Origin of the sequence: Pseudoalteromonas sp. c7(2019) (genome assembly GCF_011378625.1) — a bacterium.
Taxonomy (GTDB): domain Bacteria; phylum Pseudomonadota; class Gammaproteobacteria; order Enterobacterales; family Alteromonadaceae; genus Pseudoalteromonas; species Pseudoalteromonas arctica.
Map to the genome: position 1 here is coordinate 145,728 of NZ_WTKS01000005.1, position 21,578 is coordinate 167,305.

Here is a 21,578-nt window from a genome sequence, read left to right on the forward strand (position 1 = left end):
ATCTGTGTTCACAACGTATAGGGTCTCTGATGAGCAAACTAGACAAAACAGAAGTGTTATCTGCCTTTGAAGCAGCGTACGAAACTGCCAATGGTAAAAAACCTGAAATCACAACTAAACCTGGTTGGTACAGCATTGATGGCGGTAAAAATTTACGCCTAGCTGACGTAGCAGAGCTTACTAAAAAGTTAAACTCTGGTAAAACAACTAAAACGAAAAAACCAAAAGCAGCTGCGCCTGTTAAAGCACAGAAAAAAGCGCCATTCACTGTTGTTACCGAAAACGAAGAAGGTTACACAGCGGAAGAACTTTGGATTGTAATTTTAGCTCGTAAAGATCATGACTGTCGCTTACCGCGCGGTGTTGTTTAATCAACATTTATGATTTTTAAAAGAAACCGCGTTAAGCGGTTTTTTTATGTGCGCGATTTGCTAAAAAATATCTAAAAATTATATTAATTATCGTCTTCCAACCTTAATTGCACATTTAATCAAAAAAATAGAGCCTTATAAGTTGAGTAAGACTAAAAAAAGCGGCTATGTAGCCGCTTTCAAAAGATCAAAATAAATTATAACTTTTCGAAGTAAAGTGGTTCGCGCTCTTTTTTACCCATTTCACTCATTGTCTCTGCATTGAATAATCGACCATTGATCATGGTGTAATCTACTTTATCCGAATCTCGAATATTTTTAAGCGGATCGCCATCTATAACCATTAAATCTGCCAGTTTGCCCACTTCAAGCGAGCCTACGTTTTTATCAAGCCCTAAATACTTAGCCGGATCAATTGTCGATGCACGTATAGCTTCAAGTGATGTCATTCCGCCTTGTGCAAACATCCACATCTCCCAGTGTGCACCTAAGCCTTCACGCTGACCGTGAGCACCTAAGTTAACTAATACACCTAGGTCTTGTAGCTCAGCAGCAACGCGTGCGTTATTAAAGTGATTATAGTGATGATCGGGCGCTTTAATGCGGCGCATAGAGCGTGGTAATAATTGATTTTTTGGCACAAATTTACTTAAACGCGGGTGATTCCACACATCAGTTTTATTGTACCAGTAGTTCTCACCCCAAATGCCACCATAAGCCACTACAAGTGTTGGTGTGTAACCTACATCACTTTGCGACCATAACTGCTTTATATCGTCATATATGTGCTCTACAGGGATTGAATGCTCAATACCTGTGTGTCCATCTACAATCATACTTAAGTTATGTTGTAATAATGAGCCGCCTTCAGGGACAACCATCATTTCAAGCATCCGGCCTGCTTCAATAACTTGTTGGCGCTGCTCTCGGCGTGGCTGGTTATACGATTTAACACTAAACGCCCCTACTTTTTTAAGGCGCTCTAAATGAAATTTAGCATCGTCTAACGAGTCAATATGCGACGTATAACCTGGCATATTTGCGCCATATAAAATAGTACCCGTTGAGAAAATACGCGGGCCAACAATCATGCCTGCCTTTTGCATTTCGCTTGCGGTAAATATTTCTGAGGTATCGTTTGATGGATCGTGAATTGTAGTTACACCCAGCGCTAAACCTGCAAAGTTTTTCCAGTTTTGCTGAGGTATAATTTCGTCACTTGCTTGCGAGCCATGTGCATGAGCATCAACAATACCAGGCATAATAGTTTTACCTGTTACATCAATAACCTCAGCACCTTTAGGAATGCTTATATCGCTGGCTGTACCAATTGCTTTAATATGCTTGCCATCAGTGATAATTACACCATTTTCAATAACCTTTTCGCCGTCCATAGTTATAATTTTTGCACCAGTGAGCGCAATCATACCTTTAGGCTCTGCCATTTTTTTACTGAAACCGATATTATCGCCACTTTTCACTTTAAAGTCGGCATCTTCGGCTTTGTTAATGGCAAACATCCCCTCAAGGCTTGCATGATAAAGCTCAGGCCCTAATGTCCAATAAAGTTTGTTGCTCTTAGCACTCCAGCTAATGTTTTCACCAGCACGTACCGATAACTGCTCTATTGGAAATTGACTGTCTTTAGGCCCAATATTAATTGTTTTACCACTTTGAACAAACGGCGTTACAAATACTTTAAATCGCTCAGCAAAAGCCAGATATTGCCCATCTGGTGATACTCTAAATTCAGTCGCATGCTCTGACTCGTATAGTTTGCGAACTTTTTTACTTTCAAGCTCAACTACACTAAGCGTTGGTTTTGGCCAAGGACTCATTATAAAAACGCGATCGTTTGCATCTCCAAATTGTGGTTGATAACCACTTTTTGAAATAAGCTCACTTTTACCGCCTTTTGCGCTTACGCTATAAACCCCCGGATTAAGTGACCACTTAGGGTTTAAAATACTGCCCCCCGTGGCTTTTCGATAAACAACCGTTTTCCCATCTGGACTAAACGTAGGCTCTACGTACTTGCCAGGCTCTTTAGTTATTGTATCGCCACGACCACTGCGCACAGACACAACCCTTACAGACCCTTGTTTGTTGTCATCCCATGTGGTGTAAACTATTTTTTTACCATCGCGAGAGTACTGTGGAAATAATTCGTAATGATCAGTTTGCTTTGTTAAACGCTTAATTTTACCCGACTCTAAATCGCGTTTATAAATATGCCCAAGCGCTTCAAAAATTGCCGTTTCGCCATCGGGGCTTACTTGCACATTACGCAGCATTTTTACATCAAACTCATCAGTATCTAAGTTTTGTGTAAAGCGCACCGCTTTTTGAATTTTTTTAGTAGTTTGCACTTTAAAAGGAATGGTTTTAACGGATTTGTCTGCAACATCTAGCTTGTGAATTGTACCACCAGCCCAAAATACTAACTCTTCGTTATCGGGTGTCCATGCAATAGTTGGGTATACACCATGAATAGCCCATGTTTCTTGCATATCTCGCTCAAGCTTATCGTAAAGCTTAGTGTGCTCACCGCTAGTTAAGTCATATAAATACAAGCTAGTTTGAAAGTCATCACGCTTTATATAAGCAAGTTTTTTACCATCTGATGATGGTGTAGGCCTAATAGCACCGCCCATCGTATCGATTATGGTTTCAATTTCACCCGTTTCACGGTCGTAGCGCTTAATTTTATAAATGCCCGCTACAGAATCCTTTGAATAATGAAAGGTTTTACCGGGTGTTGCATCATGCGAAAAGTATACATAACGACCATCAGGTGAAAACATTGGCTCACCTAAATCTTTTTGATCGTTCTCGCGTTTTGTAAGCTGTACGCCCTTACCACCCGCTTTGTGATACAACCACACTTCACCTGCTCCCAATGAGCGGCTAGCTGTAAAGTGTTTACGCGCAACTAAGTAGTCGCCATCAGGACTCCATGCAGGACTATTTAGTAATCTAAAGGTTTCATCGGTAACAGCGTGTTGATTTTCACCATTTAAGTCCATTATCCAAATGTTATCGCCACCACCTTGATCGGAGGTAAACGCAATACTTTTGCCGTTAGGACTAAAGCGTGGTTGCATTTGCCATGCAATATCAGAGGTGAGCTTTGTGGCTGTACCACCACTCATTGGCATAGTATAAATATCGCCAAGTAAGTCAAACACCACGGTTTTACCATCAGGGCTAATATCTATATTCATCCATGTGCCCTGATCAACGCTAATTGCAGCGTCAACAAATTGCCCCTTAGGTGAATCTACTTGCCATTTTTGTTCGTCTTTTTCAGCGGCATTTACCTGCCCTATCGCTAATGACACCGACAGCGCCAATACTGTATGAAGCATTTTTTTCATGCGTTTCTCGCTTGTTATTGTTGCAGTAAAAACTATTTCACATGATTGCAACAAAAACAAACGCAACTTGCCAGCGTTATATGATAAAGCGCGGTTTATGTAGGTTTAATGCCAAACAATAGGGTCAAATTGATAGTAATTAACTAGCATACTGTAAATTTCAGGATCGTATCGGCGAAGCTCTGCAGGTTTTTCGAGGAAGGTTTCGGTGAGTACAGCAAAAAACTCAGCTTCGTTAGTCGCACCATAGCTGTGAATAACATGCGGCATGCTATAGGCAACATGGCTTTTTAACTGGGTGAAGGCACGGCTAAATACTCGGCCCCACTCTTTGTAATCTGCTGAGCTTTTTAAAATGGGCGTGCCCGTTGTTTTACCTGTTTCTTGATCGAGTTGATGCGCAAACTCATGAAATACCAAGTTATGTCCATCACTTGGCAAGCGGTTACCTTCAAGCACGTCATGCCAACTGAGTACTAGTGTGCCGCCAGGCCATGACTCGCCTAGTCTTACCGTATTATGGTAACTCACAAGTCCTGCACTATCGCGAGTTGATTGCGGAGCATAATAAGCACTTGGATATAATAAAATTTCTTTTACATTTCTATATAACGGCCACGGTTTATTAAGTACTAATACACACGCATCGGCGGCAACAATTAACTTCATTGCAGACGTTAGCCTTAAGCCATCACAACCGACAAAGCGTTTTTCGTTTAAAAACCACGTAATATGTCGCTCTAATTTTTCTCTGTCGGCGTCGGTCATTTTTTTATAGATGGGCATGCAACGCAGTAAAATATCTTTTTGCTGCGAATTTAAAGCAAAGTCTTTATATTTACTACGCCATAATCGGTTTTGAATTGATGGCCAACGCCAGAAAATCACCACAAAAAGAATTAAAACAACAATTAACAGTCCATTTATCATGGGGATTTCCTGAGCTAAGGTATGGTATATAAATATGTCCAGCACACGTGTTTTTCAAGCATACAAGGTTATGTATTTGAATATAAAGTAATTCACATCGCATTGCTTATAGATTACTTATAGATTACTTATAAATTGTTTACTGCTTTGCACTGCCGTTACTGATGTGTTTAAAGTTAATTTTTGCAAAAGGTATCAAATGTACCCTGCAATGTGCTTATAAATTTCGCTACGTGCAAACCATCCATTAATGAATGGTGTACATCGATAGCTAAAGGCATTGTGCCTGTGTGTTTATCAAACTGACCAAATACAAATTTAGGAATGCCTAAACTCTGCCCTTCACTAAATGCATGCGAAAACGCACTAAAATTCAGCCACGGCAAAACAGATATATGAATTAAATCAGCCTGCCCTTCTGTTTGAGCAAATGCATCAGAAAATAACGGCTGTAATTTCGCTTTTTTGCTTACGCCACTTGCATGATTTGCAAACTCTTTAAACTCGCCTGTGCTGTTAAAATAACTAAAAACAAACGTATCGTTTTCAGACAACTCAACCACACTTGCGCGAACACTGTTAAGTAGCCATGGCTTACTATCTATTATACGTAGCATTATTGAATCGACCTTATGGCACGCTTTTAAGGTGCAATATACATACGCTTGAAAAAAAGAAAATTGATTGGTTTTGCAATAGTCGTAAAGTGCTTGAGCATCTAAACGCACACACACATTAAAGTAAGGCTGAGAAAAGTGTTTAAATAATTCAAAGTGTTGCTTTCTAGGCCAATTATCTAAATCGATAGGCTGCATGAGAGAAGTTGAGGGAGTCATAATTTGCCGCACAAAATTAAAAATAAAGTGTACCGCTGTTCAGTAACAATTGCATCAGGGTCTGTTGATCTTTCAAGGTTAAATCCGCAAAGATCAACACCCCTTAACTTACAGATAAACAAAAGGTGTGCAATTGCACACCCTTATATAAATTAGAACTTAGATCACAGACCGTTTTTAATGATCTCTTGCGCTAATTCGTCAGCAATTAAATGCGTTGATTTTTGCTCTTTTTCGCTACGGGCAAAGATTTCAGTTAACGTATTAAAAATACCTTCAACATGTTTATTAGACGCTGCTGCACTGTAACCTTCTGGCGCTGTTTCGTAATAAACATTAATAATACCACCAGCGTTAATTACGTAATCTGGTGCATATAAAATGCCTTTTTCACGAATAACTTCACCGTGGCGAGACTCTGCCAGCTGATTATTAGCACAGCCTGCAATAATAGTCGCTTTTAAACGCGGTATCGTTAAATCGTTAATAGTTGCACCTAATGCACACGGTGCATAAACATCAACATCTAAGTCGTAAATTTCATCAATGCCAACCGCAGTCGCGCCAAAATCATTAACTACGCGATCAATTGCAACTTGGTTAATATCTGTTACAAACAACTCAGCGCCCGCATCAGCTAAATGCTTACATAAACCATAAGCAACAGCACCTAAACCTTGAACAGCCACTTTCACACCTGCAAAATCTTGATGACCACGTTGATGCTGTAGCGCTGCTTTAATTCCTAAAAACGTACCGTATGCTGTAAATGGCGATGGGTTACCACTTTTACCTTCAAGGCCCAGTACGTAATTAGTTTCTTTATTCATAATAGCTACATCAGCACATGTGATGTTTACATCTTCTGCTGAGTAATAACTGCCATTTAATCGCTCTAATTGGCGGCCAAATGCACGGAATAATTGCTCAGATTTAATTTCTTTCGCATTACCTATAATTACAGATTTACCGCCACCAAATGGTAAGCGCGCAACTGCATTTTTATAAGTCATGCCTTTTGATAAACGTAGCACGTCGTAAACAGCATCTTCGTCGTTCGCATAATCCCACATTCTACATCCGCCAACAGCAGGACCTAGGTTGGTATTATGTACAGCAATAATTGCTTTTAAACCCGATTCTTCATCAGAACAAAAAACCACTTGTTCATGGTTATCAAATTCAACTCGATTAAACACAGCCACTTAAAATACTCCGAAATAGTTAACCCGTGAGAGGGTATGCGCGCTGGAAATTGCCGAGACTTTATCACTTCATATTCGTGTTCGCTATACTCACAGAAGATAAAACCAATGAAAACATCAAGCTTAAATTAAATAACCCAATTAAAACCTTTATATGGATAAAAAATTCACAAAATCGTCATTTGTAAGTTTTAAAAACTATAAATAGAACAACCACACCAACTTACGTTTACGTGAACGTAATACAACTATTGCATGTAAAGTTTAATATACAAGTGCTGCTTGCCCGCCACGTACTGCTGCCTATAGGTTTCCAGTAAAAAGTGAGCTTTTTCGCAAACTGGTCAGAGCTGTAAACTTGGTAATGACTCTATTTAAAAAAACAAAAAAGCGAGCACTAGGCTCGCTTTTTAAAAACATAACGTACGTTATTTTAGCTTGCTATCAAGCTCTTCAATTTTAGCTTTCCAGATTGCAGGGCCTTGTGTGTGCGCATTAGCACCTTCACTGTCTACTGCAACGGTCACTGGCATATCTTCTACTTCAAATTCATAAATAGCTTCCATACCTAAATCTTCAAAAGCAACTACGCGTGCTTTTTTAATCGCTTTAGATACTAAGTAAGCTGCGCCGCCTACAGCCATTAAATAAACAGATTTATGCTCTTTAATAGACTCAACAGTTGCAGGTCCACGTTCAGCTTTACCAATCATGCCTATAATGCCTGTTTTTTCTAGCATCATATCGGTAAATTTATCCATGCGAGTAGCTGTTGTAGGGCCTGCTGGACCTACTGCTTCATCGCGTACCGCGTCTACTGGTCCAACGTAATAAATAAATTTATTATCAAAGTCTACGCCTTTTGGTAAACCTTCACCTGAATTGATCATATCTTGCAGACGTTTATGCGCTGCATCACGACCTGTTAAAATAGTGCCCGAAAGTAAAACGGTTTCGCCCATTTTCCATTCTTGAACATCTTTTTTAGTCAGTGTATTTAAGTCAACACGACGTGTTCCTTCGCCCACTTCAAATGTTACTTGTGGCCAATCTTCTAGCTTAGGTGCTTTTAAATTAGCAGGGCCAGAACCGTCAAGTGTAAAATGTACATGGCGAGTTGCCGCACAGTTAGGGATCATTACTACAGGTTTTGAAGCTGCATGCGTTGGTGCTGTTTTAATTTTAACATCAACAACCGTTGTTAAACCGCCTAAGCCTTGTGCGCCAATACCTAATTTATTAGCGCGGTCAAATATTTCTAAACGCAGTTTTTCTTCAGTTGTTTCTGCGCCACGTTCCATTAGTTCATGGATATCAACCGGGTCCATTAACGACTCTTTAGCCATTACTGCCGCTTTTTCAGCCGTACCACCAATACCTATTCCTAGCATGCCTGGCGGACACCAACCAGCACCCATTGTTGGTAGTGTTTTTTCTACCCATTCAGCAACATCATCTGACGGGTTTAACATAACCATTTTACTTTTGTTTTCAGAGCCGCCGCCTTTAGCCGCAACCATTACTTCTACTTTACCGCCCGCTACTAAATCGATATGTACAACCGAAGGTGTATTATCTTTCGTGTTTTTACGCGTGCCAGCAGGGTCTGCAACAATAGATGCACGTAAAGGGTTATCTGGATTCAAATATGCACGACGAGTACCTTCATCAACCATTTGTTGAACGGTTAAATCTGTTTTATCCCACTTAACATCCATACCTACTTTAACAAAACAGGTAATAATACCGGTATCTTGGCAAAGTGGACGCTTGCCTTCAGCCGACATGCGTGAGTTAATTAAAATTTGTGCAATGGCGTCTTTAGCCGCTTTACTTTGTTCTTTGTTGTAAGCTTTTTCGAGAGCTTGAACAAAATCAAGTGGGTGATAGAACGAAATATATTGCAATGCATCTTCAATGCTATCAATAAAGTCTTGCTGACAAATTGTACTCATAGTGGTTCCTTAAGTTACCGTTACGCGTTGTCGCGTAATCTAAATCAAACCGGTGACGGTGGTTTGCACTGTTTTTTACAGCTTAGTGCTGCCAAAAAATTTGACTTATGATACCCTCCCAGCCCGTTTCGAGCCAGTTCTTAAAGGGGCAGTAAATGCTAAACAATAAAAAAAATTGTATTAAATTAGGCATAACACAAAACTGCATTGACGTTTTTGCGCATTTTTCACATTTGCATTACGCAATTCTATTAGATTCTGCAAATAGTAATCATATAAACAGCCGTTTTGATATTATTGCCATTGAGCCGCAAAGTACCCTTGAAGTAAAAAATAATAAAAGCTTTTTAAATAATATAGAAAGTAGTGATAACTGCTTTGAAATTATGAATAATGAGCTTTCGCATCTTGATAAAACAAAAGCCGGTTACGATTTACCCTTTAACGGCGGCTGGCTTGGCTACTTTGGCTACGACCTAGGCCGTACAATTGAAAACATCCCCACTCGTGCTATCGAAGATATTAATCTTCCCCAAATGACTATTGGCCTTTACTTAGATGCCCTTATTTACGACAAGCAGCAACAAAGCTGGTTTTATGTATCGCAGCCAAACACCGATCGATTAGCGCTTTATGAGCAATACTTAAATACACACCCTAACTCCCAAGTTAATACGCAGTCCTTTGCCCTAAACAGCGACTGGCAATCAAATATGAGCGAAACGGAATACGCTGCAAAGTTTGCCCAAATTAAGGAGTATTTAAAAAGTGGCGATTGTTACCAAATTAATTTAGCGCAGCGCTTTAACGCTCAGTTTGAAGGCTCCCCTTGGGCAGCTTATATTAAACTGCGTGAGGCAAATAAAGCGCCGTTTTCAAGCTTTATAAATCACCCTCAAGGGGCTATTTTATCAATTTCTCCTGAGCGCTTTATATCTGTAAACAATAACGTTGTAGAAACCAAGCCAATTAAAGGCACACTGCCGCGAAAAGCAGATGCACTAGAGGATCAACAACAAGCGAAAATACTCGCAGCATCAGCTAAAGATCGCGCTGAAAATGTAATGATTGTTGATTTACTGCGTAACGACTTAGGCAAAGTGGCAAAACCTGGCAGCGTTCACGTCCCTTCCCTTTTTGCTATTGAAAGCTTTCCGGCAGTGCATCATTTAGTAAGCACGGTAACCTCAGAACTTGATGAAGGTAAAACAGCGGTCGATCAGCTAAAAGCGGCTTTCCCGGGTGGCTCAATCACCGGTGCGCCCAAAATTAGAGCGATGGAAATAATTGAAGAATTAGAACCGCATCGCCGCAGCATTTATTGTGGTTCAATTGGTTATTTAAGTGCATGTGGAAATATGGATACGAGTATCACTATTCGCACCTTGGTGTGCCACAAAGCGCAAATTTACTGCTGGGCAGGTGGCGGAATAGTCGCTGATTCTAAAGTCGAATTGGAATATCAAGAAACTTACGATAAAGTAAATAAAATCCTCCCTTTATTAAAACAGTAGGTCGTTTTGAATAGTGAACACATTATGGCGCGGTTTCTGTTAAGCCCTACAGCTGCGCCAAATCAGTTAAAAGACACACGTAAAAAACGCGCTAGCGCTGTTATGCTACCCATTATTGATATAGATAACCATGCACATATTTTACTGTGTAAACGCCCTACTTATTTACACCATCACCCTGGGGAGATTTGTTTGCCCGGAGGCAAGTTTGAAGTAAGCGACATTACCCTTCGCACCACAGCACTTCGCGAACTAAAAGAAGAGCTAAATATTGCCCAAAGCAACGTTAATGTATTAGGTCACTTACCTGAGTATTCAACCTTAACGGGTTTTAGTATTAGCCCCTATGTGGGTTTACTCAAAAAAAACACCACCTGGGAAAATGACTATAATGAAGTACAAGCGAGCTTTTTGCTCTCTGTCACTGAATTAAATAACGAAGCTAACTGGCAACCCTTACCTTTTCAACGATTTGGGAAAACGGTTATTTTGCAAGGTTTTAAAACGCCGCATGGTTTACTTTGGGGTGCGACGGCAAGCATTATAAAAAACTTTACAAAACAACTCGCCTTACCAGTTTAAATCTTCGTTATTAGTAGTTACACAATCACAATTCCACGTTATCATGCTCGACCGTTCAAAGAGCAGCTTCGTGCTGATAAAACAAAGTAGAGACACACACATTATGATCAGTGCATTTGATATGTTTAGTATTGGTATTGGCCCTTCGTCATCACACACCGTTGGCCCAATGCGCGCATCACGCTTATTTGTTAATGACCTACAAGAACAACAATTATTAGCAAATGTTACCGATATTAAAGTAGAGCTTTATGGCTCTCTTGGTCAAACAGGTGTTGGCCATGGCTCGGGTAAAGCCGTAATTCTTGGTTTAGCCGGTTACGATCCTGAAACAATTGATGCCGATTTAGTCGACGACATTTTAGCAACCATTGAAAAAGATCAGGTTATTTATCTAAACAAAACACACAAAGCTAAGTTTCCAAAACAAGGTGCTATTGTTTTTCATCGTCGTAAAACACTGCCTAAGCATTCTAATGCAATGGAAATTATCGCCTCAAACAACGGCGAAAAAGTTTACAGCAAAGTATATTACTCTATTGGCGGTGGCTTCATTGTTACCGACGAAGAGTTTGAAAACGAAAAACAGGCGGCCCTCGATATTAGAGAAGAAAATCCAGCCCCCTTCCCATTTGGTAGCGCAAAAGAACTACTAGAGATGTGTAAAGAGTCTGGGTTTAGTGTTTCTACCTTGATGATGAAAAACGAAAAAACACTGCGCACTGAAGACGAAGTAAAAGACACATTGTTCCATATTTGGAAAGTAATGATGGCTTGTATTGACCGTGGTATGCGCACCGAAGGTATTTTACCTGGCGGCTTAAAAGTAAAACGCCGTGCGCCCAGCTTATACTTAAAACTAAATATAGAGGTCAGTAACGACCCGCTTCGTGCAATGGACTGGGTTGATTTATTTGCCCTTGCCGTAAACGAAGAAAACGCTGCAGGTGGCCGTGTAGTTACCGCACCAACTAATGGTGCTGCGGGTATTTTACCGGCTGTGCTTATGTACTATCACACATTTGTGAAAGAAGTAGACCGCGATATAGCCACGCGTTATTTATTAACCGCTGCTGCTATTGGTATTTTATATAAAAAGAATGCCTCTATATCGGGTGCCGAAGTAGGTTGCCAAGGTGAAGTCGGCGTTGCGTGCTCTATGGCTGCAGGCGCATTAACAGAAATTGTTGGTGGCAATGTTGTGCAAGTAGAAAACGCAGCAGAAATTGGTATGGAACATAATTTAGGCCTAACGTGCGACCCTGTTGGTGGCTTAGTACAAGTACCGTGTATTGAACGTAATGCAATGGGCGCTATTAAAGCAATTAACGCTTCACGTTTAGCTATACGTGGCAGTGGCGAGCAAAAGGTATCGCTTGATAAAGTGATTAAAACCATGCTTGAAACTGGTAACGATATGAAAACTAAATATAAAGAAACCGCTCGCGGTGGATTGGCTGTTAATATTATCGAATGTTAATCAGCTCGCTATAAAAAGAAAAAGCCGCCTATTTTTAAAATAGGCGGCTTTTTTATTATTCATTTAATGTAGTGACATTATTTAACGGGTAACTCTATATCTGCAAATAACTTATCTACGTCATCTTGGTTACGTAATAAGCTTGCTCGCTCTACTCGCTCTTTAGTTAAGTGCGGTGCAAAACGTTCGATAAAATCATACATATAAGTACGTAAAAAGCTGCCCTTTCTAAAACCAATTTTGGTCGTACTAGCTTCAAATAAGTGGCTTGCATCAATACACACTAAATCGGTATCGCTCACTTGATCTATCGCCATTGAAGCAACAACACCAACTCCTAAACCCAGTCGTACGTATGTTTTTATAACATCAGCATCGGTTGCGGTAAATACAATGTGTGGTTCAAGCCCGTGTGCGCTAAACGCTTTATCTAACTCTGAGCGGCCCGTAAAACCAAATACATATGTAATGAGTGGATATTGAGCAATATCAGCAACGGTTAAACTATTTGCCTTTTTAGCCAACGGATGGTCTTTAGCGACAACAATACTGCGATTCCAATGGTAGCAAGGCAGCATAACTAAATCTGAATACAAATGCAGTGCTTCTGTTGCAATAGCAAAATCGGCATCACCGCGTGCTGCAGCATCCGATATTTGCTGTGGAGTACCTTGGTGCATATGAAGCGATACCGCAGGGTATTTTTTCATAAACCCTTGAATTACGTTAGGCAAAGCATAACGAGCTTGGGTATGTGTTGTAGCAATATTTAACTTACCTTGATCAGGTAGCGTATGCTCATTAGCAACGGCTTTAATACCTTCTACTTTAGAGAGTATTTCACGAGAAATATTAATAATATCTTCGCCGGCACCGGTTACATGCGTTAAATGCTTACCACTGCGACCAAAAATTTGCACACCCAACTCATCTTCTAACATGCGTACTTGTTTAGAAATTCCTGGCTGCGAGGTAAATAAACTCTCAGCAGTCGCTGAAACATTTAATTTATGATTTTGTACTTCTACGATGTATCTGAGTTGTTGTAATTTCATGGCTGCAAATTTTAACGTTATTATTCATATTATTTATAAAGGCAATACCGCTTAAAACCAAGTGTTATTTACGTAAAATAGCACTTTAGGTCTTTAGGTGTGCAATTATCTGATTAGAGCTCAAGGCTAGCATAATAAATATGCTTCAGGTAGCGATGATTATTCAGCTTTAGTTTATAAGCCCTTAGGCTTACTGCAGTTTATAAAGAGCTCAACCTATCAATTTTTTGGTATATTTTTTAAGTTAATCGGCGCAAAGCTACCCTGTTAACGTATATTTAATGTAAGATTAAATAATTAGGTTATATATCCGAGAATTACACCATGATCGTTTCTATTATAATAGTGCTTATAGTTGCATTGATTGTGATTGCACTTTGGGTAAGTGCTGTACAACAACACAAAGAAAAACAAGAGGCAGAACGCCGTAAAGAGCTTACAAAACAAAAAGCTATAATAGAAGAAACAGAAGAGGCACTAATGAATAGTGCTAACATCCCCCTTTCTGAAAATCTAATTCGTACATTACAGCGCCGTATTTACGAAGCCTTAAATACAATGGTTACTAACTCGCAAACATCTAAAGCACTTAAAAGCCGCTTAAGTGAAGCAAAAACGCACTTATCTAATCCAGTTCAAGATAATAGCAATGAAGCTTTAACGCTACCGAGTAATGACAAACAACTTGTAGGCCTAATTCAGGGCATTAAAAAATTACGCTCAATTTTACGCTCTGAACACAGCAAAGGTCGTATTGATAGCCAAGTTTTTGTTTTAGAAGATAAACGTCTCGAAAAACTACAACTGCGTATTAATATTGAAAGCCAAATAAAACGTGGCTTGTCTGCCCGCTCAGCCAGTATGGTTGGCTCTGCAAGACAGTACTTTGAAAAAGCGCAGGCAACACTCAGCGCAGTTACCTACTCTGATGAATATGTAACAACAAAACGGCTAGAAGTTGAGGGTTACTTAGAGGCAATTAGTGTTGAACTGAGAGCTTCTAATGCAAGCGCACTTAAAAAGAAAACAGAAGAAGAGCAAGACGACTTAGATATACTGTTTGCTCCTAAAAAGAAATGGTAGTGCTTTTATAAAAGCATTAAAAAAGCCTGCACAAATTAAAATTTGTGCAGGCTTTTTTGTATTTTTTGTTAGCTATTAAGACAAAAATGCAAACTTGAAAACAAACAAGGCTGTTAATATCCAAACACTAATACTGACTTGGTCTTGCTTACCGCACAAGACTTTAACCGCCGTATAAGATATAAAACCAAGTGCAATACCGTGCGCAATCGAAAACGTTAATGGTGTCATTAGTAATACCACAGTAACAGGAATTGCATCGGTCATATCATCCCAGTTTACAAACTTTAAATTTTGCAGCATCAGAACAGCGACATATAAAATAGCGCCTGCCGTAGCATAAGCCGGTACCATTTGTGCAAGCGGTGCAAAAAACATCATTAGTAAAAAGCAAATACCTACAACTACAGCTGTTAAGCCAGTACGTCCGCCAACAGATACACCAGCAACCGATTCTATATACGATGTAGTCGTAGACGTACCTAGCATCGCACCTGCAATTGTTGCTGAGCTGTCAGCACTTAATGCGCGCCCTAAACGAGGCATGTTACCTTTTTCATCAGCTAAACCTGCTTTTTGAGTTACCGCAACTAATGTACCCGAAGTATCAAAAAGATCGACAAACAAGAAAGCAAAAATAACACTCATCATTGATATATCAAAAGCGGCTGCAAAATCTAGCTGCATAAAAGTAGGCATTATTGATGGTGGCATAGCCATAACACCGTGATATTCAACAAGCCCCAAACTTAAAGCAATGCCAGTCACTAATAAAATACTAATAAGCACGCCACTTTTAAAATCGCGGTATAAAAGCGCTGCAATTACAAAAAAGCTTAATATAGCCAATAACGGTCCTGGAGAAGTAATGTCGCCCAACTGCACTAATGTTGCCGGGCTTGAGACAATAATGCCTGCATTTTTAAGGGCAATTAATGCTAAAAAAGCACCTATACCCGTTGCGATTGCTCGCTTGAGCACCAGAGGTATGGCATTAATAATCCACTCTCTGACTTTAAATAAGCTTAAAAACAAAAATATACAACCCGACATAAATACAGCCCCTAAGGCGGCTTGCCAGGTATAACCCATTCCTAATACGACACCATACGTAAAAAAGGCATTTAGCCCCATACCAGGCGCTAATGCTAATGGATAATTAGCCCATAAACCCATTATAAAACAGCCTATCGCAGCTGCTATACATGTCGCTACAAATGCAGCCCCTTGATCCATCCCAGCCTCTGCGAGCATAGCCGGGTTTACAAATACAATGTATACCATAGTTATAAAGGTAGTTAGGCCAGCAACGCATTCGCGTTTAACTGTTGAATTATTTTCGCTCAGTTTAAATAAGGCTTCGAACATAATAAACTTGTGATAGTAAAAAGTGGCGAGATTTTAACATAAAAATTATCTTTTACAGGACATTTTACCTTGCTATATACTAAACTGTTAAAGTAGTTAAAATAATAAATGAACCAATATGCTTAAAACAACACCTTGTGAGCAAGACTTAGAGCAACAGCTAGATAATATTTTAGGTTTTGTTACTCAACCCGAAAACACCTCTGTGCCCGTTAATAATAAAAAAGATGAGCAAAGTACGTTAAATAAAGCCCTATATTATTTAAAAAATAATCAAGCTCCATTGGCTGCAAAATGGATGCGACTTGCTGCAATGGCGGGAAACCATAGAGCACAGTTTTATTTAGGTTTATTTTTTGTGAAAGGTGAAGGCGTGCCACAAAGTGTATTTCATGCTGTAGCTTGGTTAAGCTTAGCAAGTAGCCAAGGGTACGCCCCTGCCACTGCAGCGGTTACAGATATACGCAAACATATCGAAACTAAGCGATTTAAAGATGCTCAATGTTATGCGGCAAGTTTGTACGAACAAATCCACCAACTCCAGTTTTCTCATATGATCCCTCGCACGAGTGAAAACACATAAGCTAACTATGATAGAAGTACTGTATGCAGTGTAAAAAAATACTGTATATGGTTATAAAGATAATCCTATACAGTATAAAACCCCAAAATGAAGACACTACTCAAAAATTTATTTTTAGAATACCTTCTCAAAAACAACCCTATAACAAACTGATTAATAAAGAATTATAAATTAAAAAAATAAAAACAATGATCAAAAGCTGAATAACTGTACAAATAAATAGCATAAAAGGCTTGCACGAAAGCACTGTATAAACTACTGTATATGAATACTGTATAAAAACCCAGTGAGTGAAATTATGTTACAGCCTATTACCGTAAGAACAGTTAAAAGTTACCAACAAGATGAGCAAAGCGATTGCGTGAATTTGATTCAAATTGAAGATGAAATTTCAGCGACCTTTGAGCTTTTAAAAGTATTACACCAATACAATAGCTCTAATGCATGGACGTTACTAATTGCTCCAGATCATGTACCTAGCAAAGCTTTACTTGACTCATGCTCTATTGATACAAGTAAATTACTTGTTATTAGACAAAAGCACCTAGTAAATTTAGAGTATGTATTAAATTCTGCATTACATAACGGAAACTTTGCAGCGGTAATTACCTGGACCGATATAGTTAATAACCAACTACTTACGAATCTATCGTTCGATTTAAGTAAAACGAATACAAAACTATACTGTTTTACTAAAAAGTCTCAAACAACAGAGATATCACTCGCCCAATAAGCTTGTTAAACTAATGTTTTAGACTTTGTATTATTATTATGACTTCACTCAATACCACATTATGTTTTTGCAGCAGTGGGCACAATTATGCCGATTGCTGTGAGCCGCTTCACTTATCTGTTAAGCAAGCTGATTCTCCTGAACAACTTATGCGCTCACGATTCAGTGCTTATGTTATTAAAAATGCAGAATATGTTTATCAAACCTACGCAAAAGAAAAACAAGCTGAAAATCCGGTTAAAGAAATCAATGATTTTGCTAACAGCTGTCGATTTATAAATCTTGATGTAATTGGGTCAAGCCATGATGGAGATACCGGCACTGTAGAATTTAAAGCCCAATATTTTTATCAAAACTTATTTTGTGAGCTTCACGAAAAATCGCAGTTTATTAAAGAAAATACTCAATGGTGTTATTTAGATGGCACTATATATCCTGTTGAAGATATTAAAGTGGGCAGAAATGATGACTGCCCATGTGGTAGCAATAAAAAGTACAAAAAATGTCATAGCGTGTAATAAATAATCTTATTTAATATTTATCACCTACAAGGTGTTTTTAAGTGGCAAAGTGATTTATTAGCTAGCTAAACTTAAAAACACACTTGGTTACGACCTTGCATTTTGGACTCATACATTTTTTCATCTGCGATCTGCAAGGTGTTTTTGTTATTTACGTACGGTTGTAGGGTTGCACCGCCAATACTAATAGTCACAAAGTCATATTCTGAATATCTGTGTAATATTCCTAAATCGACCACATTTTGTTTAATTTTATCAGCAACACAAATTGCACCTTCAGTGCTTGTATGCGGTAGAACAACTACAAACTCTTCGCCGCCGTAACGCGCAACAAAATCGGTTGGCCTTTGCAAACTATTAGTAATAGTTTGTGCAACAAGGTTTAAAACCGTATCGCCTTGCACATGACCATAAAGATCGTTGTATTGCTTAAAGTAGTCTATATCGATGAGTAATAGTGCGTAGTCGACTTTTTCTCGTAAGGCGCTTCGTTCCATTTTAGAAAAATGCGCATCAAAATAACGACGATTGAATACCTTTGTTAAATCATCTAGAAATACTTTTTGATTGAGTAAGTCATGTTGAAGTTTCATCGTAATATGGGCGCGCACTCTTCTATATAAAGTTTCCGAGTTAGTTGGTTTCTTTATAAAATCTACAGCTCCGGCTTCCCAGCACTCTTCTTCTTGATTTTCAGATGAGGTTACAAAAATAACGGGGATATCTTGTGTTTCAGATATATTTTTTAATTTTAGACATGTTTCAATACCACTCATTCCTTCCATATTAATATCGAGTAGTATTATATCTGGCGGATTATGTTTACAAATTTCAATCGCATCCTCACCACAGCTCGTTGTTGTTACACTAAAATGCTCTGATAATATTTTTTTTAATACAATTAAGCTTAATAGCTGATCGTCAACGACAAGTACCTTAGAGCTCTTTAAGCTTAATTTCAATTGGTGGTCAGAGTAATTTATAGGCATGGTACAACTGTTTTGTTTTTTTAATTAAACACACCCTATATCACTATATTTTGTTATGCAAATGTTAATAAATTAAAATTCTACTTATTAGTTACTAATAAAAATGATTTATGGTGAATCTTTAATGCATAAAAACAAAAAATGAGCCACTTGGGCTCATTTTAAAACTTCGAACACTTAATTAAATTAAGTGTTATTCGTCATCATCTAAATCTAACTGTTGACGTTGAGCAGGTCGAGCTAAAATCTCTACATAGAAAGAGGTCAAACCTTGCTTTTCAATTTCGCCAATTTGGTTACTTAATTCAGCAACGTGCACAACTTGCGCATCTTCAGCTGTGTTACCAAACTTACAGTCAAATGCCCAATAGTCAGCATCTTCAGGTAGCGTTTTATTACGCTCTCTTTTCAAATATTTTTTCACTTCGTGCTTTGCAGCATCAACCATACGAGGGTATTTGATTTTCTCGTGATTTAGCGTGAATGTTTTCTTCATTACGTTCCTAATTACCTTGGTTTAATGATAATGGCATTTCATGTCATACCATTTGACGCCATTATAGCAATTGCATTTAATTTTTGGATGCTTTTTTTTCATTAAATCAATTATTAGCAAATATATAAAGCAGACCCGTTATAAAGCATATATTAACTGGTGATTATTACAATCATATATCACACCGCAATGAGCTGAAGTGGTTGATGTATTGCATCATTATTAAGGCTGTCGTAAAAAGCAGCTGCATCTATAGGGGGATTGGCTAGTTGGGTTTGTTCGCTTTTAATTCTTCTTCTGACGGCAAGCTCACAGTTATCTATTATATTAAGTGGAATATGCTTATCATCATTTCTAATCGCAAGTGGTTCAGGGCTTAAGCATTGTCTTAACTTAATACTTGTCATACCACAGCGCGCTCCTTCTTGAGATATTAATGATGCATTAAATTGTCCAACCAACATATTATATTCATCAGGAGCTAAAAGTTGCTTTGGACCTGCGCCAAATTGCTTTCTTAACGCCTCTTCTTCTATAACTAAATTATCTATTTCAGTTTTTGGTAAATGAAATTGACTAAAGTCGAGTGCGTCATGTGACAGCATCGCTAATAATAGTGCAAATTCGCCACGGCGATTTTCATGCACACTATTATTGAGTCTACTGTTTAACTGACTCTCTGTGATTAACAAATCATCTATTTGCATAGTCTTTAGCCGATTGTGGTAACTGATAGATATTTATCGGCTTTATTTCAATTTTCTTTAGCTTTTTTCTTTACTTAAATACGCAATTTGCTATTATCAGCGCCGTTGCATTGGAGGGGTTCCCGAGCGGCCAAAGGGATCAGACTGTAAATCTGACGGCTCAGCCTTCGCTGGTTCGAATCCAGCTCCCTCCACCACTTTTCTTACCGCTAAGTTAAGTGGGGCCAAATGCAATAAAATTAGTGTGGAGGGGTTCCCGAGCGGCCAAAGGGATCAGACTGTAAATCTGACGGCTCAGCCTTCGCTGGTTCGAATCCAGCTCCCTCCACCACTTTTCTTACCGCTAAGTTAAGTGGGGCCAAATGCAATAAAATTAGTGTGGAGGGGTTCCCGAGCGGCCAAAGGGATCAGACTGTAAATCTGACGGCTCAGCCTTCGCTGGTTCGAATCCAGCTCCCTCCACCACTTTTCTTACCGCTAAGTTAAGTGGGGCCAAATGCAATAAAATTAGTGTGGAGGGGTTCCCGAGCGGCCAAAGGGATCAGACTGTAAATCTGACGGCTCAGCCTTCGCTGGTTCGAATCCAGCTCCCTCCACCACTTCTCTACTATTCCTATATTCCTATATTCCTATATTCCTATATTCCTATATTCCTATATTCCTATATTCCTATATTCCTATATTCCTATATTCCTATATTCCTATATTCCTATATTCCTATATTCCTATATTCCTATATTCCTATATTCCTATATTCCTATATTCCTATATTCCTATATTCCTATATTCCTATATTCCTATATTCCTATATTCCTATATTCCTATATTCCTATATTCAGTAACATCAAAACACCCACTGTAAACTCATACCATTTTGTTTTAACCAATTAGATGATGTTTTGTAATCGGGGAAAAACGCCTCTACTCGCTGCCAAAAAGCTTTGCTATGATTTAAATACTTTAAATGGGCAAGCTCATGAACAATCACATAATCTATAGCGTGGTAAGGAGCACCTATAAGATGTAAATTAAAAGTGAGTTCTCGCTTGCTATTACAACTCCCCCACTTTCGTTTATAAACACCTATTTTTAAATCATTTGGCAACTCTTCACCCATTTGAGTACAGAAATACGCTAAACGCATTTCTATGTAAGCAATAAGCTGCTCTTTTAAATAAGTCTCTAATAGCTGTCGATACTTTTGATTAGTGTTTTTAACTCGAGGAGATATTGTAATAAGTAAGTGGTCATCATACGGGGTTACTTTGGAATCTTGGCCTGAGTCTAGTTTCAAATAAATAGTTTCTGAAAAAACACTTATTTTTTTAGATTCAAAAGGGTACTGTTTAGTGTCATCAATTGACAATTGTTTTTTTAATTGTTCTGCAACCCACTCTTGTTTGTCAAATAACCAAGTATCAATGTGTTTTTTTGCGACAAAATGTGGCGCATACACAGTTACCTTTTGACTATGCACTTTTATTGCGACTGTTTTGCGTCTAGTACTCTTTTTTAGTTGATATTCAAACACGACTTAAACTCTAAATATAGCATCCGTTTATATAATCCATATTACCATCAATTTTAAACTCTTAGGCATACAGTCGCACCTAACTCCTAATCCACTTTATTATAATAAGCTATAGATTGAGCCGTCTGTTTTATTTGAATTGAAAGTTAAAATATTTTATTTACTTCAATAACAAAAAATAAATAAACTTGGTTAAAATTCGTCACTTTATAGCGCGATTAGAAATAACGGTTCATTTATTAGTAAATTAGATTAAACTTGT

The 21,578-nt window shown here is 38.5% G+C and carries 19 protein-coding genes and 4 tRNA genes; 12 read left to right on the forward strand and 11 right to left on the reverse strand.

Features of this window, described 5'->3' with window-relative positions:
- Window positions 1-29: 29 nt before the first annotated feature.
- On the forward strand, window positions 30-371 hold the full coding sequence (locus tag GQR38_RS07680) for a hypothetical protein (protein ID WP_002961684.1): 342 nt from the start codon (window positions 30-32) through the stop codon (window positions 369-371).
- Between the two features lie 197 nt (window positions 372-568).
- Here GQR38_RS07680 and GQR38_RS07685 read toward each other — a convergent pair whose 3' ends face one another.
- The 5 genes from GQR38_RS07685 to GQR38_RS07705 all read right to left on the reverse strand — a co-directional run bounded on the left by GQR38_RS07685 (window position 569) and on the right by GQR38_RS07705 (window position 8,674).
- Window positions 569-3,748: an amidohydrolase family protein gene (locus GQR38_RS07685; protein ID WP_165722472.1), complete on the reverse strand. Its 3,180-nt coding sequence runs from the start codon at window positions 3,746-3,748 to the stop codon at window positions 569-571.
- A gap of 105 nt (window positions 3,749-3,853) precedes the next feature.
- Window positions 3,854-4,678: a M90 family metallopeptidase gene (locus GQR38_RS07690; RefSeq protein WP_002961680.1), complete on the reverse strand. Its 825-nt coding sequence runs from the start codon at window positions 4,676-4,678 to the stop codon at window positions 3,854-3,856.
- Between the two features lie 176 nt (window positions 4,679-4,854).
- Window positions 4,855-5,493, reverse strand: coding sequence for a CatA-like O-acetyltransferase (locus GQR38_RS07695; RefSeq protein ID WP_165722556.1), 639 nt, complete (start codon window positions 5,491-5,493; stop codon window positions 4,855-4,857).
- Between the two features lie 185 nt (window positions 5,494-5,678).
- Window positions 5,679-6,719, reverse strand: a complete 1,041-nt coding sequence (locus GQR38_RS07700; RefSeq protein WP_024598321.1) for a Glu/Leu/Phe/Val dehydrogenase — start codon at window positions 6,717-6,719, stop codon at window positions 5,679-5,681.
- Window positions 6,720-7,147: 428 nt separating this feature from the next.
- Window positions 7,148-8,674 carry a fumarate hydratase gene (locus tag GQR38_RS07705; RefSeq protein ID WP_165722464.1) on the reverse strand — a complete coding sequence of 509 codons (1,527 nt, stop codon included), beginning with the start codon at window positions 8,672-8,674 and terminating at the stop codon, window positions 7,148-7,150.
- Between the two features lie 155 nt (window positions 8,675-8,829).
- Here GQR38_RS07705 and pabB point away from each other — a divergent pair, with 155 nt between their 5' ends.
- From pabB to GQR38_RS07720, 3 genes are all read left to right on the forward strand, one after another.
- Complete coding sequence (gene pabB / locus GQR38_RS07710) at window positions 8,830-10,188, forward strand: aminodeoxychorismate synthase component I (protein WP_165722462.1); 1,359 nt, start codon at window positions 8,830-8,832, stop codon at window positions 10,186-10,188.
- Window positions 10,189-10,194: 6 nt separating this feature from the next.
- Window positions 10,195-10,770 carry a CoA pyrophosphatase gene (locus tag GQR38_RS07715; RefSeq protein ID WP_024590991.1) on the forward strand — a complete coding sequence of 192 codons (576 nt, stop codon included), beginning with the start codon at window positions 10,195-10,197 and terminating at the stop codon, window positions 10,768-10,770.
- 103 nt (window positions 10,771-10,873) lie between these two features.
- On the forward strand, window positions 10,874-12,250 hold the full coding sequence (locus tag GQR38_RS07720) for an L-serine ammonia-lyase (RefSeq protein ID WP_010555091.1): 1,377 nt from the start codon (window positions 10,874-10,876) through the stop codon (window positions 12,248-12,250).
- A 77-nt stretch (window positions 12,251-12,327) separates the two neighbouring features.
- On the opposite strand, the gene cysB is transcribed toward GQR38_RS07720, so the two are convergent.
- Window positions 12,328-13,305, reverse strand: coding sequence for an HTH-type transcriptional regulator CysB (gene cysB, locus GQR38_RS07725; protein WP_002961670.1), 978 nt, complete (start codon window positions 13,303-13,305; stop codon window positions 12,328-12,330).
- A gap of 324 nt (window positions 13,306-13,629) precedes the next feature.
- Here cysB and GQR38_RS07730 point away from each other — a divergent pair, with 324 nt between their 5' ends.
- A complete protein-coding gene (locus GQR38_RS07730) occupies window positions 13,630-14,388 on the forward strand; it encodes a hypothetical protein (RefSeq protein WP_024590993.1) in 759 nt (252 codons plus the stop codon).
- A 75-nt stretch (window positions 14,389-14,463) separates the two neighbouring features.
- Here GQR38_RS07730 and GQR38_RS07735 read toward each other — a convergent pair whose 3' ends face one another.
- Window positions 14,464-15,756: an NCS2 family permease gene (locus GQR38_RS07735; RefSeq protein ID WP_010555089.1), complete on the reverse strand. Its 1,293-nt coding sequence runs from the start codon at window positions 15,754-15,756 to the stop codon at window positions 14,464-14,466.
- A 118-nt stretch (window positions 15,757-15,874) separates the two neighbouring features.
- Between GQR38_RS07735 and GQR38_RS07740 the strand changes: the two genes are divergently transcribed.
- From GQR38_RS07740 to GQR38_RS07750, 3 genes are all read left to right on the forward strand, one after another.
- The gene (locus tag GQR38_RS07740; protein ID WP_165722460.1) at window positions 15,875-16,339 is read left to right on the forward strand and encodes an SEL1-like repeat protein; all 465 of its coding nucleotides are present in this window, start codon (window positions 15,875-15,877) and stop codon (window positions 16,337-16,339) included.
- A gap of 298 nt (window positions 16,340-16,637) precedes the next feature.
- Window positions 16,638-17,072, forward strand: coding sequence for a SulA-like leucine-rich domain-containing protein (locus GQR38_RS07745; protein ID WP_007583705.1), 435 nt, complete (start codon window positions 16,638-16,640; stop codon window positions 17,070-17,072).
- A gap of 38 nt (window positions 17,073-17,110) precedes the next feature.
- Complete coding sequence (locus tag GQR38_RS07750; protein ID WP_165722458.1) at window positions 17,111-17,590, forward strand: YchJ family protein; 480 nt, start codon at window positions 17,111-17,113, stop codon at window positions 17,588-17,590.
- Window positions 17,591-17,664: 74 nt separating this feature from the next.
- On the opposite strand, the gene GQR38_RS07755 is transcribed toward GQR38_RS07750, so the two are convergent.
- From GQR38_RS07755 to GQR38_RS07765, 3 genes are all read right to left on the reverse strand, one after another.
- Complete coding sequence (locus GQR38_RS07755; protein WP_024598317.1) at window positions 17,665-18,582, reverse strand: diguanylate cyclase; 918 nt, start codon at window positions 18,580-18,582, stop codon at window positions 17,665-17,667.
- A 193-nt stretch (window positions 18,583-18,775) separates the two neighbouring features.
- Entirely contained in the window at window positions 18,776-19,078 is a 303-nt protein-coding gene (locus GQR38_RS07760; protein ID WP_002961433.1) for a DUF6172 family protein, read from the reverse strand.
- 179 nt (window positions 19,079-19,257) lie between these two features.
- Window positions 19,258-19,785 (reverse strand): VC2046/SO_2500 family protein, encoded by a 528-nt coding sequence (locus tag GQR38_RS07765; RefSeq protein WP_007583698.1) that lies wholly within the window; start codon window positions 19,783-19,785, stop codon window positions 19,258-19,260.
- Between the two features lie 112 nt (window positions 19,786-19,897).
- Between GQR38_RS07765 and GQR38_RS07770 the strand changes: the two genes are divergently transcribed.
- From GQR38_RS07770 to GQR38_RS07785, 4 genes are all read left to right on the forward strand, one after another.
- Window positions 19,898-19,982: transfer RNA gene (locus tag GQR38_RS07770), tRNA-Tyr, on the forward strand.
- A gap of 49 nt (window positions 19,983-20,031) precedes the next feature.
- Window positions 20,032-20,116: transfer RNA gene (locus GQR38_RS07775), tRNA-Tyr, on the forward strand.
- Window positions 20,117-20,165: 49 nt separating this feature from the next.
- Window positions 20,166-20,250: transfer RNA gene (locus GQR38_RS07780), tRNA-Tyr, on the forward strand.
- 49 nt (window positions 20,251-20,299) lie between these two features.
- A tRNA-Tyr gene (locus GQR38_RS07785) sits at window positions 20,300-20,384 on the forward strand.
- Window positions 20,385-20,629: 245 nt separating this feature from the next.
- Here the strand turns inward: GQR38_RS07785 and GQR38_RS07790 are convergent.
- Window positions 20,630-21,268, reverse strand: coding sequence for a SprT family zinc-dependent metalloprotease (locus tag GQR38_RS07790; protein WP_165721443.1), 639 nt, complete (start codon window positions 21,266-21,268; stop codon window positions 20,630-20,632).
- Window positions 21,269-21,578 lie beyond the last annotated feature (310 nt).